Source organism: Occultella glacieicola (assembly GCF_004353825.1).
GTDB classification, from domain to species: domain Bacteria; phylum Actinomycetota; class Actinomycetes; order Actinomycetales; family Beutenbergiaceae; genus Occultella; species Occultella glacieicola.
In genome coordinates, this window is record NZ_SMNA01000014.1 from 63,700 (window position 1) to 78,557 (window position 14,858).

Here is a 14,858-nt window from a genome sequence, read left to right on the forward strand (position 1 = left end):
CGCAGCCTACCGGGGGTGACCATTGCCCCGATGGTGAAGGATGGGCCCATGAGCGAGACCGACACCCGCACCGTGGCGCCGTTCGGCGCGTGGCCCTCCCCCCTCGGCGTCGCCGAGCTCACCGCGGGCACGGTCCGGCTCGGTGAGATCGCCCTCGACGGCGATGCGACCTATTGGCTCGAGGGCCGGCCGGCCGAGGGTGGCCGTCAGGCGCTGGTCCGGCGGGAGGCCGACGGCACCCTCACCGATGTCGTCGACGCAAGCTTCGACGTGCGCACCCGGGCCCACGAGTACGGCGGGGCGTCCTACGCGGTCACCCCCACCGGCGTGGTGCTCTCCCGGCGTGAGGACGACCTGCTCTACCGGGTGGACCGCCGGGCCGACGGCACCTTCTCCTCACCGGTCCCCCTCGTCCCGGCGGACGGCCGCCGGTACGCCGACCTCGAGGTGGACGCCGAGCGTGGACTGGTCTACGCCGTTGCCGAGGACCACGGCGCCGCCGGCGGCCAGCGCACCGACCCACGCACCACCCTGGTCTCGGTCCCGCTCGACGGCAGCGGCGCGAACACCGGCGGCGCGACCCCGTCCGCGATCGCGGTGCTCGTGGACGGTCCCGACTTCGTCACCTCGCCCCGGCTGAGCCCGGACGGCGCGGTCCTGGCCTGGATCACGTGGAACCACCCGGACATGCCCTGGGATGCGACCACGCTGCACGTCGCCTCCGTGGCCGACGGCGGGGGCCGGCTCCTGCATGAGCGTGCGCTCGCGGGTGGGCCGGGGGTGAGCGCGGCCGAGCCGCAGTGGACGCCGACGGGCGACCTCATCCACGTCGACGACCGCACCGGGTGGTGGAACCTGTACCGCACCGAGTTCGTCGAGGGTGAGGCCCGGACCCGGCACCTGCACCCCGCCGAGGCCGACTTCTCGATGCCCCAGTGGGGGTTCGGCCCGCGCACCCACGACGTCCTCGACGAGGCCCATCTGGTGGTGTCCTGGTCCAGCGGTGGCCACCGCTTCCTCGGTGCCATGCTGACCGCGAACGGACAGCTGGAGCGGTGGGACGGGGACTGGGAGCCGTGGGGCCCGGTCCGCGCGGACGGCGACCGGGTGGTCTTCCTCGGCGAGTCCGAGACCGAGCCGTCCGCCATCGTCGAGCTCGACCTGGCCCACGGGCACGTGAACGTCCTGCGGACCAGTGCGCGCCAGCACCTGGACCCGGCCGACATCTCCCGGCCCGAGGTCGTGCGCTGGCGCTCCGAGCTCGGGATCACGCACGGCTTCTTCTACCCGCCGACCTCGGCGCGCCTCGCCGCTCCGGACGGCGAACTGCCGCCGCTGCTGGTGTTCACCCACGGGGGCCCCACCGGCGCCACGTCCCCCGGATTCCGGCCGGGCGTCCAGTTCTGGACCACCCGTGGGTTCGCCGTCCTGGACGTGAACTACGGCGGCAGCACCGGCTACGGGCGCGCCTACCGGGACCGGCTCCGCGGCGCCTGGGGTCTGGCGGACGTGCGGGACTGCGCCGCCGGGGCACGCTGGCTCGCGGAGTCCGGCCGGGTCGACCCGGAGCGCCTTGCGATCCGCGGGGGCAGCGCCGGTGGCTTCACCACGCTCGCCGCCCTGACCTTCACGGACACGTTCACGGCCGGGGCCAGCCTCTACGGCATCGGGGACCTCGAGGCGCTGGCCCGGGACACCCACAAGTTCGAGAGCCGCTACCTCGACTCCCTGATCGGGCCGTACCCGGCGCAGCGGGACCGGTACCTGGCCCGCTCCCCGATCCACCACACCGACCGGCTCAGCGCTCCGATGATCCTGCTGCAGGGCACGGAGGACCGGGTGGTACCCCGCGACCAGGCCGAGTCGATGGCCCGGGCCGTCCGTGACAAGGGCCTGCACGTGGAACTGGTCATGTTCGACGGCGAGGGCCACGGGTTCCGCCGCGCCGAGAACATCCAGGCCGCCGCGACGGCGGAGCTGGCCTTCTACGGCCAGGCGTTCGGTTTCAGGCCCGCCTGAACGTGTCGAGGCCCGACCGGGCCCTAGCAGCGCGTGGATCCGCGCGCTGCCGGGGGCCCGGACGGGCCTACGGCCGGCTCAGGCAGCGACCAGGGACCGGAGCACGTACTGCAGGATGCCGCCGTTGCGGTAGTAGTCCGCCTCGCCGGGGGTGTCGATACGGACGACGGCGTCGAACTCGACGGCGGTGCCGTCCGCCCTCGTGGCGCTCACGTGCACGGTCGACGGCGTCTCGCCGTCGTTCAGGGCGGTCACCCCGGCGATGTCGAACGTCTCCGTGCCGTCCAGGCCGAGGGAGTCCGCGTTCTCGCCCTCGGGGTACTGCAGCGGCAGCACGCCCATCCCGATCAGGTTCGAGCGGTGGATCCGCTCGAAGCTCTCGGTGATGACGGCCTTGACGCCGAGCAGCACGGTGCCCTTGGCGGCCCAGTCGCGGGAGGACCCGGAGCCGTACTCCTTGCCGCCCAGGATCACCAGCGGCACACCGGCCTCGGCGTAGTCCTGGGCCGCGTCGTAGATGGTGGTCTGCTCACCGGTGAGCAGGTTCTTGGTGAACCCGCCCTCGACGTCGTCCAGCAGCTGGTTGCGCAGCCGGATGTTGGCGAACGTGCCCCGGATCATGACCTCGTGGTTCCCGCGGCGGGAGCCGTAGGAGTTGAAGTCGCGACGGGCGACGCCGTGCTCGGCCAGGTACTTCCCGGCCGGTGAATCCGGCTTGATGGAGCCGGCCGGGGAGATGTGGTCGGTGGTGACCGAGTCACCGAGCTTGGCCAGGACCCGGGCGCCGGTGATGTCGGCGACCGGTTCCGGGGTGGCGCCCATGCCCTCGAAGTACGGAGGCTTGCGCACGTAGGTGGAGTCCGCGTCCCACTCGAAGGTGTCCCCCTCGGGGGTCTGCAGGGCACGCCACTGCTCGTCGCCGCTGAACACGTCGGCGTAGTCCTTCGTGAACATGTCCCGGTTGATCGAGGCGTCGATCGTCTCCTGGACCTCGGCGGCGGACGGCCAGATGTCCCGCAGGAACACCGGTGAGCCGTCCTCGTGGCGGCCGAGCGGCTCGTGCTCGAAGTCGAACTCCATGGTCCCGGCGAGGGCGTAGGCGATCACCAGCGGCGGTGAGGCCAGATAGTTCATCTTCACGTCGGGGTTGATCCGGCCCTCGAAGTTCCGGTTACCGGAGAGCACCGAGACCACGGACAGGTCGTGGTCGTTGACCGCCGCGGAGACCTCGTCGGCGAGCGGGCCGGAGTTGCCGATGCAGGTGGTGCAGCCGTACCCGACCAGGTGGTAGCCGAGCTTCTCGAGGTAGGGCCACAGCCCGGCCTTCTCGTAGTAGTTCGTGACCACCTGCGACCCGGGCGCCATCGAGGTCTTCACCCACGGCTTGACGGTCAGCCCCTTCTCCACCGCCTTCTTCGCGAGCAGGCCGGCGGCCAGCATCACGGACGGGTTCGAGGTGTTCGTGCAGGACGTGATCGAGGCGATCGCGACGGCCCCGTGGAACAGGTCGTAGGACGCGCCCTCCGGCGTGGTCACCTGCACGGTGCGCCGGGCCTGCTGGGAGATCGCCGGGGAGTCGGAGGCCGGGAAGGACTCCTTCTCCGCCTCGTCGACGCCGTTGACGACATCGGACGCGTAGTTCGGCAGGTCCCGCTGGAACGCCGACTTGGCGTGGGTCAGCTCGATGCGGTCCTGGGGCCGCTTCGGTCCGGCGATGGAGGGCACCACGGTGCTCAGGTCGAGGGTCAGGTACTCGGAGAACTTCGGCTCCGCGTACCCCTGCGCCTCGGGGTCGAGCCACATGCCCTGTTCCTTGGCGTAGGCCTCGACGAGCGCGACCTGCTGGTCGGAGCGGCCGGTCAGGCGCAGGTAGTCCAGGGTGACGTCGTCGATCGGGAAGATCGCGGCGGTGGAACCGAACTCGGGGCTCATGTTGCCGATGGTGGCGCGGTTGGCGAGCGGGACCTGGGCCACACCCGCGCCGTAGAACTCCACGAACTTGCCCACCACACCGTGCTGGCGGAGCATCTCGGTGATCGTGAGCACCACGTCGGTCGCGGTCACGCCGGACGGGATCTGGCCGCTGAGCTCGAAGCCGACGACCCGCGGGATCAGCATCGAGACCGGCTGGCCGAGCATCGCGGCCTCGGCCTCGATGCCGCCGACTCCCCAACCGAGGACGCCGAGCCCGTTGACCATGGTGGTGTGCGAGTCGGTGCCGACGCAGGTGTCCGGGTAGGCACGCAGGACCTTCTCGCCGCCCGCCTCGACCTCACGGGTCATCACCACGCGAGCCAGATACTCGATGTTGACCTGGTGCACGATGCCGGTGCCCGGCGGCACCACCTTGAAGTCGTCGAACGCGGTCTGGCCCCAGCGCAGGAACTGGTAGCGCTCGTGGTTGCGCTGGTACTCGATGTCCACGTTCCGCTGGAAGGCGTCCGGGCGGCCGGCCACGTCGATCTGCACCGAGTGGTCGATGACCAGCTCGGCCGGGGATAGCGGGTTGATGCTGGCCGGGTCCCCACCGAGGTCGGCGACGGCCTCGCGCATGGTGGCCAGGTCAACGACGCACGGCACGCCGGTGAAGTCCTGCATCACCACGCGGGCGGGCGTGAACTGGATCTCGGTGTCCGGCTGGGCGTCCGGGTCCCAGTTCGCCAGAGCCCGCACATGGTCGGCGGTGATGTTCGCGCCGTCCTCGGTGCGGAGCAGGTTCTCGGCGAGCACCTTCAGGCTGTACGGGAGCCGCTCGAGGCCCTCGACGGCGCTCAGTCGGTAGATCTCGTAGCCGGTCCCACCGACGTCCAGGGTCCCCCTGGCGGAAAACGTGTTGACGCTGCTCACAACCACTCCTCGGCTGGGTCTCGCGGGTCGTCATCGCATCCTCGCACTTAACGCGACGACCGCATGAGGTAATTTATCTCGATGTCGAGATATCGTATCGCACTTCCGCCGCCGGGTGCACCTCGGCCGCCCCCGGGTGCAGCGCCCGACGGCGGTACGCCAGCTCGATCACGAGGCACCCCAGGCCGGCCGTGACGGCCACGAGCACGGCCGTGAACGGCTCCGGGAGCTCGAGGGCGAAGAACGTCCGGACCGGCGGCACGGCGAGCGCCAGGACGGCGCCGCCGGCCATGGCCGCGAACAGCAGGATCCTCCACCAGTTCCAGGGCCGGGCCAGGGCGCCGAGCAGCCAGAGCCCCATGATGACCAGGGTCAGGGTGGCGCCGGTGTTCGCCTGCAGGCCGGCGTCCCGGGCATGGAGGGTGCCGTAGACGACGAGCACCGCGACGGCGGAGGCGATGCCGCACGGGATGGACAGGGACAGCACCCGGGGCAGGAAGCCGGGCACGTAGCGCTGCCGGGTCGGGGCCAGGGCAAGGAAGAACGCCGGGGTGCCGATGGTCAGGGCCCCGACCAGGGTCAGGTGCCGGGGCAGGAACGGGTAGGGCCACGCGGTGATGGCCACCACGATCGCGAGCAGCACCGCGTAGGTGGTCTTGTTCAGGAACAGGGAGGCGACCCGTTCCATGTTCGCGATCACCCGGCGGCCCTCGTCGACCACGCCGGGCAGGGTGGCGAACCGGCCGTCCAGGAGCACCAGCCGGGCCACGGCCTTCGTGGCCGCCGCCCCCGAGCCCATCGCGATCCCGAGGTCCGCGTCCTTCAGGGCGAGGGCGTCGTTGACGCCGTCACCGGTCATCGCGACCGTGTGCCCGCGGGACTGGAGCGCGTGCACGAACGCCCGCTTCTGCTCCGGGGTGACTCGCCCGAACACCTGCTCCCGGGTGACCTGATCGGCCAGTTCCTCCCCGTCGGCGGGCAGGGTGCGGGCATCCACGCCGGTGACTGCGCCGTCGCTGCCATCGGTGCCACTGCGGCCGAGCCCGACGAGGCCCGCGATCGCCGCGACCGTGGCCGGGTTGTCCCCCGAGATCACCTTCACGGTGACCCCCTGCGCCGCGAAGTAGGCGAGGGTCTGGGCGGCGTCCGGACGCACGTGTTCGCGCAGCACCACCAGGTAGGCCGGCCGCAGGTCCCGCGGGGGCGCCTCACCGGCCACTGTGGGCGCGGTGGGTGCATCGGCCGGGGCGGCGGCCAGCACTAACACCCGGGCGCCGGTGTCGGCGAGCTCGTGCACCCGTGCCAGCACGCCGTCGTCCGGGTCGAGGAGCACCTCGGGTGCCCCGAACACCCAGGTGCCCTCGCCGGTGGACAGGGCGCTCCACTTCCGCGCCGACGAGAACGGCACCAGGACCTGCGCGGCCGGGGCCGGGACGTCCGCCACCCCGGGGGCGATCGCGGCGGCGGAGGCGTTCGCGTCCGGATCGGCGGCCAGCGCCGCCAGGGCGGCCCGGGCGCCGGGCGTCGGGGTCAGTTCGATCAGCTCGGACAGGCCGACCGTGCCGTCGGTGAGGGTGCCGGTCTTGTCCAGGCAGAGCACATCCACCCGGGCCAGGACCTCGACGGCCGGCAGCTCCTGGACGAGCACCTTGCGCCGGGCCAGCACGATCGCGGCCAGGGCGAAGTTGATCGAGGTGAGCAGGACCAGGCCCTCCGGCACCATGCCGACGACGCCGGCGACGGCGGACACCACCGCCCCGCGCCAGGTCCCGTCGGCGAGGGCGAGGTCGAGCCCCCCGTGGTGGCGGATCTGGCTCCAGACCAGCAGCGCCGCGATCGGCACGATCGCCCAGGACACGTACACCAGGATCCGGTTGATGCCCGAGCGGAGCTCGGAGTTCACCAGCGAGAACCGCCGCACCTGCGCCGTCAGGCGGTTCGCGTAACCCTCCGTGCCGACCCGGGTGGCCCGGACCACCGCCGAGCCGGCCACGACCGCGGACCCGGAGAGCACCTCGTCGCCCGGCCGCTTGCCCACCGGCTCGCTCTCGCCGGTGAGCATCGACTCGTCGATCTCGGCGCCGCGGCTGGACAGCACCTCGCCGTCGGCGGGCACCTGGTCGCCGAGCCGGAGCAGCAGCACGTCGTCGGTGACGATCTCGTGGAGGTCGACGACCTGCTCGGCGCCGTCACGCAGGACGGTCGCGTTCGGGGCGTCGAGGATCGCGAGGCGGTCCAGGGTGCGCTTGGCCCGGTACTCGGTGAGGCCGCCGATGAGTGCGTTCGACAGGAGCACGAACCCGAACACGGCGTCCTGCCAGCTCCCGACGAGCAGGACCACCACCAGCGCGGTGCCGAGGATGGCGTTGAACAACGTGAACAGGTTGCCGCGGATGATGGCGGCCAGGCTCCGCGAGGAGGACTCCGGGGCGACGTTCACCTCGCCCCGGGCGACCCGGGCCGCGACGTCCGCGGCGCTCAGCCCGCGTCCGGGATCGGTCGTGTTCGTCCGGGGTGGCGTGCTCATCACGTGGTCGTGCGCGTCAGGACCGCGACGCACTCCACGTGGTGGGTGTGCGGGAACAGGTCGAACGCCCGCAGGAAACTCAGCTCATGTCCTCGCTCACGCGCGTGCGCGACGTCCCGGGCCAGCGCCGCCGGGTCGCAGGCCACGTAGACGACCCGCTCCGGGGCGGCCGCGAGGACGGCGTCCATGACGTCCCCGCCGGCGCCGGCGCGGGGCGGGTCCAGGACCACCACATCGGGGCGGGCAGGGCGGCCGGGGCGGGCAGGGCTATGGGTGCCGGCTGGGCCGCTGTCCGCGTCGAGGACGGCCGCGACATCCCCGCCGTGCAGCACCACCTGGTCGAGTCCGTGCACGTTCCGGCGGGCGTCGGTCACCGCCCGCTCGTCACCCTCGACGGCGTCGACGCGGCCCTGCGACCCGACGGCCTCGGCGAGCGGCACGGTGAACAGCCCGGCGCCGGAGTACAGGTCCCAGACGGCTGCGCCGGGACCGACCGCGGCTGCGTCCAGCACGGCGTCGACGAGGATCGCCGGGGCATCGACGTGCGTCTGCCAGAACCCGCTCCCGGCGACCCGGTACCGGTACTCGGACCCGTCGGCGAGGCGGACCCGCTCGCGGACGTTGCGACGGTCGCCGCGCAGCGGCTCGCCGTCGACGAGAACGAGCACGTCGCCGTCGGCCGGGGCGACCGCCTCGATCGTGGCCCCCGGGCGCCAGGTGCGCCCGAACAGGTCGGCAGCGACGATCGGCGCGAGGGCGAGCGGCATGTCCGTCAGCGCGAGCACCTCGTGCGAGCGGTACCGGTGCATGCCCGCCCGGCCCTCGCCGTCGGCCACGAGTTCGATCCGGGTCCGGGTGTGCAGCCCGCGTCGCGCCGCGTCCCCTGGCGGGCGTTCGACGTGCAGGCGGGCGAGCGCCGGATGCTCGGGAGGCAGGTGCCCGATCCGGCGGAGCGCGTCGGCGATCACGTCGCGCTTCCAGGCCAGCTGGCCCGGCAGGCTCACGTGGCCGAGCTCGCCGCCACCGACCCCACCGGGTCCGGCCGCCCGCCACACCGACTCCACCCGGTCCGGCGAGGGGACCAGGACCTCGGTCGCATCGGCCCGCCAGTACCCCTTGCGGCGGGCCTCGGTCAGGACCGCGCGGACCCGTTCGCCCGGCAGGGCGTGACGCACGAAGACGATCCGGCCGTCGTGGCGGGCCAGGCAGTGACCGCCGTGCACCGGCGCGCCGACATCGAGGGTGAGCAGGTCGCCGACAGCACCCGGCCGGCCCGACCCGCCCGATCTGCCGGATCCGGGTGCCGTCCGGCCGAGCTCAGTCGCCACGTCGCACCATGCCCGGCGCGGGCAGGTCACCGAGTCGCTCACCCGGGTCCTCGGGGTTGACCAGGGTCCGTGCCGAGGACGCCAGCTGCCACGGCACGGACGCCATCACCACCCCCGGGGTGTAGAGCAGGCGGGACTTCAGCCGCAGCGCGCTCTGGTTGTGCAGGATCCGCTCCCACCAGTGCCCCACGACGTACTCGGGCACGTAGACGACCACGAGGTCGCGGGGGGACTCGCGACGGATCGACTTCACGTACTCCAGGACCGGACGGGTCAGGTCCCGGTACGGGGAGTCCAGGACGGTCAGTGGCAGCGGCACCCCGGTCGCGTCCCAGTCGCGGCGGACCTGCTCCGCGGCGGCCCGGTCCACGGCCACCGTGATCGCCTGCAGCGTGGACGGCCGGGTGGCCCGGGCGTACGCCAGGGCCCGCATCGTCGGCTTGTGCACCTTGGACACGAGCACGATCGCGTGCACCCGGCTGGGCAGGGTGCGGGCCTCGGTGACGTCGTCGATGGCGAGCTCGTCCGCGACCTGCTGGTAGTGCCGCCGGACGAAGACCATGACCGCGAACAGCAACCCCATCAGGCCGAGTGCGATCCACGCGCCGTGCGTGAACTTCGTGATCAGCACGACGCCGAGGACCACCGCCGTGAGCGCGAACCCGAACGCGTTGATCGCCCGGGACCGCTTCATGGTGGCCCGTTCCTTGGCCGCGACCACGCTCGGCAGGCGCTCGTTCCAGTGCCGGATCATGCCGAGCTGGCCGAGGGTGAAGGACACGAACACGCCCACGATGTACAGCTGGATCAGCCGGGTCACCTCGGCGTCGAAGATCCAGATGAGCGTGATCGCGGCCACGGCCAGGATGATGATCCCGTTGGAGAACGCCAGCCGGTCCCCGCGTGTGTACAGCTGCCGCGGCAGGTAGCCGTCCTTGCTCAGGATGGAGGCGAGCGTGGGGAACCCGTTGAACGCCGTGTTCGCCGCGAGCAGCAGGATCAGTCCGGTCGCCGCGGTCACCAGGTAGAACATCGGCGGAAAGCCCGCGAACACGGTCTGGGCGAGCTGGCCGATCACCGGATCCTGCTCGTAGCCCTCCGGCACCGGCTGCCCGTCCAGGGTCAGCTGCAGGTGCGGGTCCTGGACGAACCGGATCTGGGTGGCCTGTGCCAGCCCGATCACCGTCATCAGCATGATCGCGCCGATCAGCCCGAGCAGCACCAGCGTGGCCGCCGCGTTCTTCGACTTCGGCTTGCGGAAAGCTGGCACCCCGTTGCTGATCGCCTCGACCCCGGTCAGGGCGGCGGCGCCGGAGGAGAACGCGCGCAGCACCAGGAAGGCACCGGCCAGCCCCATCAGGCCGGCCTCGTAGCCCGGCTCGGCGAGCACGTCGAACTGGGCGCTCTCGGCGGTGCCCAGGGTCCCGGTGAGCCATTGGATGCCACCGACGAGGGCCATCACGCCCATGGCGGCCATGAACAGGTACACCGGGACGGCGAAGGACGTGCCGGACTCCCGCACGCCGCGCAGGTTGATCAGCGCGATCAGCGTGACCAGCCCGATCGCCACGATCGCCTCATGTCCGCGGGCGGCCGGGAACGCGGTGGCCAGGTAGTGGGATCCGGAGGAGACGGACACGGCGACGGTCAGCACGTAGTCGACCTCCAATGCGCTCGCGACGGTCAGCCCGGCACGCGGCCCCAGGTTCGTGGTGGCCACCTCGTAGTCGCCACCGCCGGAGGGATAGGCACGGACGGTCTGCCGGTAGGAGGCCACGACCGCGAGCATGACGACGACGACGACGAGCCCGACCCACGGCGAGATCGTGTAGGACGCCAGTCCCGCCAGGGACAACGTGAGCAGGATCTCGTCGGGCGCGTAGGCGACCGACGAGAGGGCGTCGGAGGCGAACACCGGCAGCGCGATCCGCTTCGGCAGCAGCGTGTGCCCGAGGCGCTCGCTGCGGACCGGGCGCCCGACGAGGATGCGCTTGGCGGCATCGGTGAGATCAGGCACGGTGGCTCACTGTACGCGCCGATCCGCGCTAACGCTCCCGCATCGTGAGCGTCTCGAGCGAGCGTGTCGCGCGCAGGATCCTCGCCACCACGAAGGGCGCCCAGGACGCCTTCTCGTCCCGGCCGAGCACCGGGTCGGTGAGTTCGACCGTGCGGCCGCGGGTACGGACGCGGGCGCCGCCCGCCGCGAGGACGTTGCGGACCCAGTCCGTCTCCGGCCCGTAGGTCAGGGCGAACACGTAGGCACCGTCCCTCACGAACACGTTGACCGGAATCGTGTACGCGGCACCGGACCTGCGCCCGGTATGGGTGAGCAGACCGAAACCCGGCAGCCTGGGCGCGACATGCCGCATGACCGGGTTCAGGTACTTCTTGTTGCGCTCGGCGGCCTTGCGGGACAGTGGGCTCATCGGTTGCTCGGTCCTCCGGTGGCTGGTGCCGACGCCGCCACCGTACTCCCGGTGTAGCGTCTGGGATCGTGCACTTCGTCATCATGGGCGCGGGTCGGGTCGGGGTCACCCTCGCCGAGACCCTGGAGGCCAAAGGTCACTCCGTGGCGATCATCGATCAGAACCCGGAGGCGTTCCGGCGACTCTCGGACGACTTCGAGGGCCGCCGGGTGACCGGCATGGGCTTCGACCGGGAGGCCCTGGCGCAGGCAGGCATCGAGGACGCGTACGCGTTCGCGGCCGTGTCCAGCGGGGACAACTCGAACATCATCGCCGCCCGGGTGGTCCGCGAGGTGTTCGGGATCGACAACGTCGTGGCCCGGATCTACGACCCGGGCCGGGCGCAGATCTACCAGCGGCTCGGGATCACCACGGTCGCCACGGTCCGGTGGACCGCGGACCAGGTACTGCGCCGGATGATGCCCACCGGCGCCGCGAGCGAGTACCGGGACGCCTCCGGTGGCGTCAGCCTGTGTGAGATGGACCTCCACGAGGGCTGGATCGGTCACACCGTCCGCCAGCTGCAGAACCTCGCGCAGGCGCGGATCGCGTACCTCACCCGGTTCGGGGAGGCTTACATCCCGGCGCCGCTGGACGTGCTCCAGGAGAACGACGTGCTGCACGTCATCGTGTACACCGACCGGATCAGCGACGTCCAACGGGTGCTGGCCACCGCGCCCAAGCCGGAGGAGGACTGATGCGGGTCGTGATCGCCGGCGCCGGGAGCGTCGGCCGCTCGATCGCGCGGGAGCTGATCGGGCACACCCACGAGGTGCTCCTGATCGACAAGGACCCGATGGCGATGAAGGTGTCCTCGGTGAGCGAGGCCGAGTGGCTGCTCGCGGACGCCTGCGAGATCAGTTCGCTGGGCCAGGCCGAGCTCGCCTCCGCGGACGTCGTGGTGGCGGCGACCGGCGACGACAAGGCCAACCTCGTCGTGTCGCTGCTGGCGAAGACGGAGTTCGCCGTGCCCCGGGTGGTGGCCCGGGTGAACAACCCGAAGAACGAGTGGATGTTCGACGAGGCCTGGGGGGTGGACGTGCTCGTCTCCACGCCCCGGATCATGACCTCCCTGGTCGAGGAGGCGGTCTCGGTCGGCGACCTCGTCCGGATCTTCACCTTCCACCAGTCGGGTGCGAGCATGTACGAAATCACCCTGGCCCCGACCGCGGCGGTCGTCGGCCAGCAGATCTCCCAGATCGCGTGGCCGAGCGCGGCCGTGCTGGCCGCGATCATCCGCGGGGATCAGCCGATCGCACCGAGCCCGGACGACACCCTGGAGGCCGGCGACGAACTGCTGCTCATCGTGTCGTCTGCGGAGCAGGCGGATCTGCTGGAGCTGCAGCACCTGCTCGGGGATTCACCATCAGCCACGTGATCCACAGCACCAGCGCCCACAGCGGCAGCCCCATCACCAGGCGCGCCGTGCCGAGCCAGCCGGCCTCGGCGTTCAGGTAGAGCGGCACCTGCACCGCCAGCCGGGCCGCGAACGCAGCGACCCACAGCCAGGACGCGAGCGTGTAGCGACGCAGGAGCGCCCGGTCCTCGCGCCAGTCGAAGCCTCGCCCGAACAGGCTGGAGACGATCACGCCGACCACCGGCCACCTGGCCAGGATGGATGCGGTCACGCCGATCACGAACCCGGCATTGACGTACAAGCCCCAGGCGAAGTAGTCCTGCGCCTCGCCGGTGCGCCACGCCCACACGGCACCGATCGCGACGCCGAGCAGGCCCCCGACCGCCTGCGTGACCGGCGTCCTGGCGACCAGCCGGGCGATCGTGGCGACGACGGCGACGGCCACCGAGGAGATCAGCGCCGGCATCAGGTCCCTGGTGGCCACGAACACCACCACGAAGACCAGCCCCGGCGCCGTCGACTCGATCAGGCCGCGTACACCGCCGATCGACTCGGCGAGGTTGAACTCCCCCGCCGCGAGCTGGCCCATGCCGCGCCCGCCGGCCTCGGCCCGCACGCCCGGCAGCGGGCGGCCCTCGCTGCCGTCAGGTGGGGTCTGGTCGGTCGCCTGCTGCGCCGGGTCGGGCTCGCGGTTCTCGGTCACGGGTTCGCCTCTGCGGAGTCGGGGGCGGGCAGGAGTCGGTACTCCGGGTTGAACATGGTGGCGTGGGTGCGGCCGAAGTCGGCCGCGGTGATCATGCCCTCGGCGACGAGCCGGCGGCCGGGTTCGATGCCCGGGATCTCGCGGCGCCCGAGCCAGACGAGGTCCAGGCTTCCGGACCCGTCGTACAGTTCGGCCACCAGGGCCGGGCCGGCGGCGGCGGGCGCGAACGTGACCGCGCGGATCACCCCGGAGACCTCGGCGCGACTGCGCAGCCGGCACTGGCCCACCGGCTGGGTGCCGCGGCGGCGCACCTCGAGCCGTTCGTCGTCCGCCTCGAGTTCGGCCTGGGAAGCCGTCAGCCGGTCCCACACGGTGCGTAGGCTCATCGCTGCGTCAACGGGTCTCGGTGATCTCGGGACCACGCTTGGGCAGGTCCAGGCTCGGGCGCCCGCCGGGTACCTCGGGCCCGGCCTCCGCCGGCCGCCCGGGCAGGTGCAGGGTCAGCAGGTCGCGCGGCGGGCGCGCATCGGTGCCGCGGACCACCACGACGTCCGCGAGGATGTCCTCCAGCGCCGCGGCAGCCTCCGCGTCGACGGTCGCCTTGCCGGAGACCACCGCCCGCAGGAACCAGCGCGGTCCGTCCACGCCGATGAACCGGGCCGGGCGGCTACCGGTGCGTCCGTCCGGGAGCCGGGCCGGCAGGCGGGCCAGGAGTTCGCGGCCGAACGGACCGGACCGCTCGTCGGCGGAGCCGCCCTGCTTGACCACCTGGTCGCGGATCTCCCCGCGCAGCTCCTCCCAGAGGCCTTCGCTGCGGGGAGCGGCGAACGCCTGCAACTGCAGACTGGAGGCGTCCAGCATCAGGCGCACGGCCACGACCCGCCGGGTCTTGGAGTCCAGTTCCATCTTGACCTGACTACCCGCCCGCTTGGGCAGGCGGATTGCGCCGAGGTCGATGCGCGAACCCAGTTCCGGCACCTCGTCCGCGTCCCAGGGCCCGCGGCCCTCGGGCTCCACGGGGCTCTCGGCCGTGTCCAACCTGTCGCCGGAGCCCTCGGGCTCCGGGGCCGCGGCGTCCTTCTTCCGGCGTCCGAACAATGCCATCAGTGTGCTCCCTCGGCGATCGCGTACCCTCCGGTCGAGCCGAGCCCGCCCGCGCCGCGGTCACTGCCGGGCAGCCGCTCGACCTCGGTGAACCGTGCCGAGGCGACCTGCTGGATCACGAGCTGCGCGATCCGGTCGCCGCGCTCGAGACGGGCCTCGGCCCGGGTGTCGGTGTTGACAAGGATGACCTTGATCTCGCCGCGGTACCCGGCGTCGATCGTCCCCGGTGCGTTCAGCGTGGTGATGCCGTGTTTGGCGGCCAGCCCCGAACGGGGGTGCACGAACGCCGCGAAGCCGCGCGGCAGGGCGATCGCGATCCCGGTCGGCACCGTCGCCCGGCCGCCCGGCGGCAGCACCACGGGAGCCGCCGCGAGCAGGTCGAGGCCGGCGTCGCCGGGGTGGGCGTAGGAGGGCACCGGCAGGTCCGGGTCGAGCCGGTGGAGCAGGATGTCCACGTCCGCACCCGGGTCGTCGTTCTCAGTCATCACCTCTCGAGCCTACTTCGCAA

General features: G+C 72.1%; 12 protein-coding genes. 3 read left to right on the forward strand and 9 right to left on the reverse strand.

The annotated features are described in order from the left end of the window. The first annotated feature begins 48 nt into the window (after positions 1-48). Positions 49-2,019 carry an alpha/beta hydrolase family protein gene (locus EXU48_RS21640; RefSeq protein WP_133109779.1) on the forward strand — a complete coding sequence of 657 codons (1,971 nt, stop codon included), beginning with the start codon at positions 49-51 and terminating at the stop codon, positions 2,017-2,019. A 78-nt stretch (positions 2,020-2,097) separates the two neighbouring features. On the opposite strand, the gene acnA is transcribed toward EXU48_RS21640, so the two are convergent. From acnA to EXU48_RS21665, 5 genes are all read right to left on the reverse strand, one after another. Continuing rightward, on the reverse strand, positions 2,098-4,866 hold the full coding sequence (acnA, locus tag EXU48_RS21645; protein ID WP_328591665.1) for an aconitate hydratase AcnA: 2,769 nt from the start codon (positions 4,864-4,866) through the stop codon (positions 2,098-2,100). A 73-nt stretch (positions 4,867-4,939) separates the two neighbouring features. Further along, positions 4,940-7,393, reverse strand: coding sequence for an HAD-IC family P-type ATPase (locus tag EXU48_RS21650; protein WP_133109781.1), 2,454 nt, complete (start codon positions 7,391-7,393; stop codon positions 4,940-4,942). After that, positions 7,393-8,721 (reverse strand): class I SAM-dependent RNA methyltransferase, encoded by a 1,329-nt coding sequence (locus EXU48_RS21655; protein ID WP_133109782.1) that lies wholly within the window; start codon positions 8,719-8,721, stop codon positions 7,393-7,395. The genes EXU48_RS21650 and EXU48_RS21655 overlap by 1 nt, the downstream gene beginning before the upstream one ends. Continuing rightward, the gene (locus EXU48_RS21660; protein ID WP_133109783.1) at positions 8,711-10,738 is read right to left on the reverse strand and encodes an APC family permease; all 2,028 of its coding nucleotides are present in this window, start codon (positions 10,736-10,738) and stop codon (positions 8,711-8,713) included. Before EXU48_RS21660 ends, EXU48_RS21655 begins: the two co-directional genes overlap by 11 nt. A 28-nt stretch (positions 10,739-10,766) precedes the next feature. Next, a complete protein-coding gene (locus EXU48_RS21665) occupies positions 10,767-11,147 on the reverse strand; it encodes a nitroreductase family deazaflavin-dependent oxidoreductase (RefSeq protein WP_133109784.1) in 381 nt (126 codons plus the stop codon). Between the two features lie 83 nt (positions 11,148-11,230). Between EXU48_RS21665 and EXU48_RS21670 the strand changes: the two genes are divergently transcribed. Further along, the gene (locus EXU48_RS21670) at positions 11,231-11,884 is read left to right on the forward strand and encodes a potassium channel family protein (RefSeq protein ID WP_133109843.1); all 654 of its coding nucleotides are present in this window, start codon (positions 11,231-11,233) and stop codon (positions 11,882-11,884) included. Further along, complete coding sequence (locus EXU48_RS21675; RefSeq protein ID WP_133109785.1) at positions 11,884-12,564, forward strand: potassium channel family protein; 681 nt, start codon at positions 11,884-11,886, stop codon at positions 12,562-12,564. The genes EXU48_RS21670 and EXU48_RS21675 overlap by 1 nt, the downstream gene beginning before the upstream one ends. On the opposite strand, the gene EXU48_RS21680 is transcribed toward EXU48_RS21675, so the two are convergent. From EXU48_RS21680 to dut, 4 genes are read right to left on the reverse strand one after another with little or no spacing between them, the layout of a single operon-like run. Further along, positions 12,488-13,246, reverse strand: a complete 759-nt coding sequence (locus tag EXU48_RS21680; RefSeq protein WP_235857190.1) for a DUF3159 domain-containing protein — start codon at positions 13,244-13,246, stop codon at positions 12,488-12,490. The two genes, EXU48_RS21675 and EXU48_RS21680, sit on opposite strands and share 77 nt — an antisense overlap. Beyond that, positions 13,243-13,632 carry an OB-fold nucleic acid binding domain-containing protein gene (locus EXU48_RS21685; protein ID WP_133109786.1) on the reverse strand — a complete coding sequence of 130 codons (390 nt, stop codon included), beginning with the start codon at positions 13,630-13,632 and terminating at the stop codon, positions 13,243-13,245. The genes EXU48_RS21680 and EXU48_RS21685 overlap by 4 nt, the downstream gene beginning before the upstream one ends. Before the next feature lie 7 nt (positions 13,633-13,639). Next, the gene (locus tag EXU48_RS21690; protein ID WP_133109787.1) at positions 13,640-14,350 is read right to left on the reverse strand and encodes a DUF3710 domain-containing protein; all 711 of its coding nucleotides are present in this window, start codon (positions 14,348-14,350) and stop codon (positions 13,640-13,642) included. Beyond that, entirely contained in the window at positions 14,350-14,835 is a 486-nt protein-coding gene (gene dut, locus EXU48_RS21695; protein ID WP_133109788.1) for a dUTP diphosphatase, read from the reverse strand. The genes EXU48_RS21690 and dut overlap by 1 nt, the downstream gene beginning before the upstream one ends. Positions 14,836-14,858: the final 23 nt, after the last annotated feature.

Excerpts from the sequence above, each read along its gene's own strand:
- EXU48_RS21640 (WP_133109779.1), top strand. The coding sequence starts at position 49 with ATGAGCGAGACCGACACCCGCACCGTGGCGCCGTTCGGCGCGTGGCCC.
- EXU48_RS21650 (WP_133109781.1), bottom strand. The coding sequence starts at position 7,393 with ATGAGCACGCCACCCCGGACGAACACGACCGATCCCGGACGCGGGCTG.
- EXU48_RS21665 (WP_133109784.1), bottom strand. The coding sequence starts at position 11,147 with ATGAGCCCACTGTCCCGCAAGGCCGCCGAGCGCAACAAGAAGTACCTG.
- EXU48_RS21670 (WP_133109843.1), top strand. The coding sequence starts at position 11,231 with ATGGGCGCGGGTCGGGTCGGGGTCACCCTCGCCGAGACCCTGGAGGCC.
- EXU48_RS21675 (WP_133109785.1), top strand. The coding sequence starts at position 11,884 with ATGCGGGTCGTGATCGCCGGCGCCGGGAGCGTCGGCCGCTCGATCGCG.
- EXU48_RS21685 (WP_133109786.1), bottom strand. The coding sequence starts at position 13,632 with ATGAGCCTACGCACCGTGTGGGACCGGCTGACGGCTTCCCAGGCCGAA.
- EXU48_RS21690 (WP_133109787.1), bottom strand. The coding sequence starts at position 14,350 with ATGGCATTGTTCGGACGCCGGAAGAAGGACGCCGCGGCCCCGGAGCCC.
- dut (WP_133109788.1), bottom strand. The coding sequence starts at position 14,835 with ATGACTGAGAACGACGACCCGGGTGCGGACGTGGACATCCTGCTCCAC.